At 60.0% G+C, this 5,423-nt stretch carries 6 protein-coding genes and 2 tRNA genes; 4 read left to right on the top strand and 4 right to left on the bottom strand.

The annotated features are described in order from the left end of the window. From AC5DC2_RS18680 to AC5DC2_RS18665, 4 genes are all read right to left on the bottom strand, one after another. Positions 1–478 (bottom strand): NADH-quinone oxidoreductase subunit C (locus AC5DC2_RS18680; protein ID WP_491699551.1); only part of this gene is annotated, 478 nt, incomplete at its 3' end. 15 nt (positions 479–493) lie between these two features. Beyond that, positions 494–1,072, bottom strand: coding sequence for a NuoB/complex I 20 kDa subunit family protein (locus tag AC5DC2_RS18675; RefSeq protein WP_024707024.1), 579 nt, complete (start codon positions 1,070–1,072; stop codon positions 494–496). Continuing rightward, on the bottom strand, positions 1,063–1,428 hold the full coding sequence (locus AC5DC2_RS18670) for an NADH-quinone oxidoreductase subunit A (RefSeq protein ID WP_024707025.1): 366 nt from the start codon (positions 1,426–1,428) through the stop codon (positions 1,063–1,065). The genes AC5DC2_RS18675 and AC5DC2_RS18670 overlap by 10 nt, the downstream gene beginning before the upstream one ends. Before the next feature lie 411 nt (positions 1,429–1,839). Then, positions 1,840–1,916: transfer RNA gene (locus AC5DC2_RS18665), tRNA-Asp, on the bottom strand. Between the two features lie 374 nt (positions 1,917–2,290). Here AC5DC2_RS18665 and AC5DC2_RS18660 point away from each other — a divergent pair. From AC5DC2_RS18660 to AC5DC2_RS18645, 4 genes are all read left to right on the top strand, one after another. Further along, positions 2,291–2,366: transfer RNA gene (locus tag AC5DC2_RS18660), tRNA-Val, on the top strand. A gap of 101 nt (positions 2,367–2,467) precedes the next feature. Then, a complete protein-coding gene (locus tag AC5DC2_RS18655; RefSeq protein ID WP_491699550.1) occupies positions 2,468–4,240 on the top strand; it encodes a DUF6538 domain-containing protein in 1,773 nt (590 codons plus the stop codon). Further along, positions 4,230–4,478, top strand: coding sequence for a hypothetical protein (locus AC5DC2_RS18650; RefSeq protein ID WP_491699549.1), 249 nt, complete (start codon positions 4,230–4,232; stop codon positions 4,476–4,478). Before AC5DC2_RS18655 ends, AC5DC2_RS18650 begins: the two co-directional genes overlap by 11 nt. A gap of 18 nt (positions 4,479–4,496) precedes the next feature. After that, entirely contained in the window at positions 4,497–4,925 is a 429-nt protein-coding gene (locus tag AC5DC2_RS18645; protein WP_491699548.1) for a hypothetical protein, read from the top strand. Positions 4,926–5,423 lie beyond the last annotated feature (498 nt).

The following is a 5,423-nucleotide window of genomic DNA, read 5'->3' as shown; positions in this document are numbered from 1 at the left end:
CCCCGCGGCGGGGGGGCAGGGCGGTTAGGGGAAGAGCGCCTCCGTTCAGGCTGGCTCGGGGAGCGCCGTGCGTTGGGCTATACGGATCAGTGAGGTTCGGGGGAAGTGGGCAGTCTCCGTGGAGAACACCTGGAGGAGAACCGGCCGGTTGGTCGGCGCCGGGGAAGATGGACGTGATCGAGGGAACGACTTCGTCTTCGTCCACCGCCACCTTGATGCGGATGCGCATGTTCTGGGTCGGCGACAGGAGATGGTAGACGACATCGAAGCGCTGCGCCCTGCCCGGCCAGTCGACGCCGCAGACATCGATGATGTTGACGAACGCGCACTGGCCGTCATCGCGCAGGAATTTCGCGACCTCGACGATCGCCTGCGGCGTGGTGAAAACGGTCAGTTCGCCGTGGGCGATGCGGATATCGCGCACGCCTTCGCAGGCTTCGCGGATATGGGCGCCGAGATCGTTCAAAGCTTCACTCATCATTCTCTCCCGCCGCTATCGCTCGATCGTCCCGGTGCGCCGGATCTTCTTCTGCAGCAGAAGAACGCCGTAAAGCAGCGCCTCGGCCGTGGGCGGACAGCCCGGCACGTAAATATCGACGGGAACGACTCGGTCGCAGCCGCGAACAACGGAATAGGAATAGTGATAATAGCCGCCGCCATTGGCGCAGGAGCCCATGGAGATGACATAGCGCGGCTCGGGCATCTGGTCGTAGACCTTGCGCAGCGCCGGCGCCATCTTGTTGGTCAGCGTGCCGGCAACGATCATCACGTCGGACTGGCGCGGCGAGGCGCGCGGCGCAAAGCCGAAACGCTCGCAGTCATAGCGCGGCATCGACATCTGCATCATTTCGACGGCGCAGCAGGCAAGGCCGAACTGCATCCACATCAGCGAGCCGGTGCGCGCCCAGGTGATCAGCTGCGCCGACGAGGTGACGAGGAATCCCTTGTCGGCAAGTTCGTTGTTGATTTCACCGAAAAAGCGGTCGTCAGCGCCGACCGGCTTGTTCGTCATCGGATCGACCACGCCCTTGGGAACCGGCGCGACCAGCGTTTCGTCCTGGCTCACTCCCATTCGAGTGCTCCTTTTTTCCATTCATAGATGAAGCCGATCGTCAGCACGCCGAGGAACACCATCATCGACCAGAAGCCGAACCAGCCGATATCGCCGAAAGATGCTGCCCAGGGAAACAGGAAGGCCACTTCGAGATCGAAGATGATGAACAGGATCGCGACAAGATAGAAGCGGATATCGAACTTCATGCGCGCGTCATCGAATGCGTTGAAGCCGCATTCGTAGGCCGAAAGCTTTTCCGCATCGGGCGCCTTGAAGGCCAGCGCGAAGGGCGCGACCATCAGGGCGAGCCCGATGATGAGACAGATTGCGATAAAGATGACGATCGGAACGTAGGAACTGAGGACTTCAGCCATAAAAACACCCTTGCCGTTTGGTGGCGCCCGGGTCAGCGCACCCGCAGGATAAACCGCGAGACCGAAAATTGATAGATGTCGGGGTTGTGGTTAGCGCAGCCGACGCGCTCGCGCAAGCCATTGCGACTTCATTTCATGGCGCTGCAACAATCTTTCGGGAACGGAATGCGGCGGTTTTGCGTCGCCTGCGGCCTTTCGAACGGGGTGCGGCAATTTGCTGCGCTCTCGGAGGGAGGGCCGGCTGCCGCCATGACGGTCCGCAAGTCCGCCGGCAAAGTCAGGCTGGGCGATTTCCGTCGGTGCCGGAATCGACGCCTGCCGGCAAATGCAATGGGCGAACCGCGCGCGACCGATCACATGGACTGAACGGCAGCGCAACAAAGGATGAAAAACGTGAAGGAGAAGAAAAAATGGCGCGAGTGACGGGGCTCGAACCCGCGACCTCCGGCGTGACAGGCCGGCACTCTAACCAGCTGAGCTACACCCGCGCATTTGGCCGTTTCAGGGGCAAGCGCTTGTTTTCGCGAGCGCTTGTCTGTCTGGCGTGAGCGGCTGTTTAAGGGGGTCGCCTGCCACTGTCAAGCGACATATCTCGCATTTCTGTTTTTTTTGCGCGCCCCTTGCGGGAAGGCCCGGAAAACCGGCAAAACCGTCATCGGAAAAATCGCCGGTCGCCATCCTGTCAAGCGGCGTTCGACGGCGCTTTCTTCTCTCCCGCGCACGAATCCGCCGGGAGCGATTCATGCGCCTGCCGCCTCGGCATGCTCCGGCCACCGGGTTTTTGAAAAAAAATGCAAATTCGGCGAAAACCCTCTTGCGATTTTCCTCCTATCCGCCTATTTCACGCACCACCAACACGGGCGGGCGATTAGCTCAGTTGGTAGAGCGCCTCGTTTACACCGAGGATGTCGGGAGTTCGAGCCTCTCATCGCCCACCAGTTTTCTTCCTTCAAAAGCAATAAGTTAGTGTTTTCGTTAGCTTTCCTTGTACCGGACTGCTACGAAAGGCATCTACGTGTTGATACGACGAAGGTGGATCATGAGCGGCCCGTGGCGACACCCTAAATCTGGAATCTTCTATTTCAGACGGGACACGCCTTCGGACCTGAAGCGGTCAAAGAGCCGCCTCAAAGCACTCGGCATCAAATACAGGGGCGAGGTTCACCGCTCCCTTCAAACCCGAGACCCCAAGGAAGCCCAGCGCCGTTACCCCAAAGTACGCGATGCGGTGGACTCAGTTTGGGAGAGCTGGCGGCAAACGCTTGCGGGTGCGCCTCCCGCACTCACCCACACAGACATGGCCGCGATGGTCGGAGAAGTCACCCGGCGCTTTGTCGAGACCCACAAGGCAACCCCGGAGTTCACCCCGCCGCCTCCCCCTTTTCATGTGCCACCAGCTCACCACTTTGGCCAGCACACCAGCGCAGCCCTTGAAGCGGTATCTAAAGAAGAGCGGGCCGACTTCCTGCAATTCCTCAAGCGATTCCTTGCTGCCAACGATGAGCAACGCAACGAGCTAAGCCGGAAGCTGCTAGCCGACTACGCAAAAAACGGAAGGTTCGGCTACTTCCTCACGGACATTGCCCCAGCCTTGGCCGAGGGGCTCAAGCAACAAGTCACCCCTGAAGCCCAAGCGGTCAAGGATGAGTACGGGAAGCCCATCACTGCTGTTGATGAGGCCCAGCTAAACCTCCTCATGCTTAGCCAGTTGGCAGAGGCACGGGGAGGCTTGGAGCAGACCCTGGGGCTAGACTACCGGGGGCTCAATCAACTGGAGGAACGCCTGAGGGCGCTGCCACCCTTCGAGCCGGGTACGCGAAAGGCAGCAACCAAGACCACCACCTTCTCTGACATAATAGACGAAGAGGAAAAGCGAAGCCGGGACAAGGAGTCCCTTATGGCCTCGCGTCGGGGCAAATCGGCAGCGACTCTCAAGAAGTACCGGCGCATCGCCAGTGAGTTTGCGGCCTATCGGCATAGCGAGGACGCCACCACCATTACCCCCGGCGAGGTCACCCGCTGGATGGACCACCTGTTCAAGGCGGAGCCCCGCCCCTCAAGGACCACGGTGCGGGACAAGGGGGCTGCACTCCAAGCAATATGCAAATGGGGTCAGCGCCAGAGCAGCGGCCAGCTCTATCCCACCGGCCTGCCACTGGAGCACCTGAACCTGCCGGATAAGGAGGAGGTCAACAGCGCCAAGCGGACATACAGCCTCGTACAGGCCCAAGCTATCCTCAAGGCCAGCCGCAAGGAGACCAAGCCGGAGCGCCGTTGGGTCCCGTGGTTGATGGCATACTCGGGAATGCGTGTCGGAGAAGCCGCACAGCTCAGGCCGGACGACTTTGAGCAGATCGAAGGCCACTGGTTTGTCCATATCAAGGCCGAAGGCGAGCGGACCACCAAGACCCACAAAGGCCGCTGGGTGCCTATCCATTCGGCTGTTATCGCTGAGGGCATCCTTGAGTTTGCCAAGGCAGCCAAGCCAAATGTCCCGCTCTTCCCTGCCCGCACACAAGGGAACCTCAGCGAATGGATTCATGGGGTGGCCCTGAAGGGGGACACACAAATACCCCCGGCGAATCATGGTTTCCGCCACCTGTTCCGTGACCTGTGCCGCCGCTACCGGCTGGACCATGAGGCCGAGCACTATATCTCCGGGCGCTCCTACGGGAAGGGGCTGGAGGATTTGGCCCGCAGCTCAGCCCAAGGGTATGGCGGCACCGAGCTTAGCTTGAAGGGGTACGCTGAAGAACTGGAGAAGATTGAGCCACTCTTGGAGGAGAAGGAAGGGGGCAGCCATGACAGATGAGGAACGGCAGATGGCCGAGGACCGCTACAATGCCCTGCTCTTTTCGGCTCACAGGAAGCTGAAGGAGAAGCAGGCGGAAATGGACAGCATGGCACGGGCCGTGCTCATCCTCGGGGCCATATTGTTCGCCCTGTGGCTTTGGCATGAGGACCGCATGCAGGACAAACTTGCGAATGCCCTAGCTGACTGCACGGTGTCGCTACCCGATGGGACGTGCATGCACAGGGCGCGATATTGACAAGGAGGAGAATCGTCAATGACACACATGGACAGCAATTTCAGCGTTACCGTGAACAACCCCGGCGACATCCCGGAGGTGCTGGCGATGCGGGAGGCGATACGCAAGACTGAGCCGGATGCAACCGGGTGCCGAATAACACTGAAGGCCCATACCAACGGCTTCGGAGCCTTCCTGATTGTGTCAGAGGAGCAAAAGGACGGGGCTTGGACTGGCACCTTCTTAGGTAATGATGATCGCATCGAGGCCATTCGAAAGGTGATGAGCGGCAAGGGTGCCCGAATGGATATCCTGTCCGACTCGGAACGGCTCACTCTATCCAGCAAAGCAACGCCCCGTGCTTGGTGGGAGAAGAAGCGCCGCCAACGTGAGGTCATCGCAGGGGCTAAAGCGCGGGGCATCTCTGTTGCCGACTATCTGGCAATGCAGAGCGCCGGGCTCCTGTAGATCGGCAGATCACCACAGTCTCGGGGAGCTTAGGACTAGCAACCTTAGGCCCCCCTTTTGCATGTGCCTTTTGGGGGTGCGGTATGCCTTGCACATTGCTACGGGTCTTCCCCTCATCATTGGTAGCCGCTTGAGGTATTGCCGCGTGCCTGCCTCTGGGGTCGGCTTCGGGGTAGCCTTGGGGTTAACCGTGCAAGTAGGTCCCTTGTTGTACAGGCTTAAGCCGAGCTAACCGCTACTCCCCTGCTAAGGGAGCATACGGCTACCCCGCAAGGGGCAAGCATAGAAGATGATGGTCTTGAGCAGGGTACCGTTGCGCAAAGGAGCTGAAAAGCAGCCTCTAGCTGAAGAGCACAGAGGAGAACCGGGAGGACCATATGGGGCGACTTATTGGAGACACGCCGCCGCCACGGGCTTTTCGTCAACGATGAACTTCCGCCCGAATGCGGATAGGCTCCCGTTTTCCATGGCCGCTACCGCTTCTGCTTTCCGCGAACG

This window comes from Martelella sp., from assembly GCF_984369615.1.
This window is presented reverse-complemented; position numbering and strand designations above follow the sequence as displayed.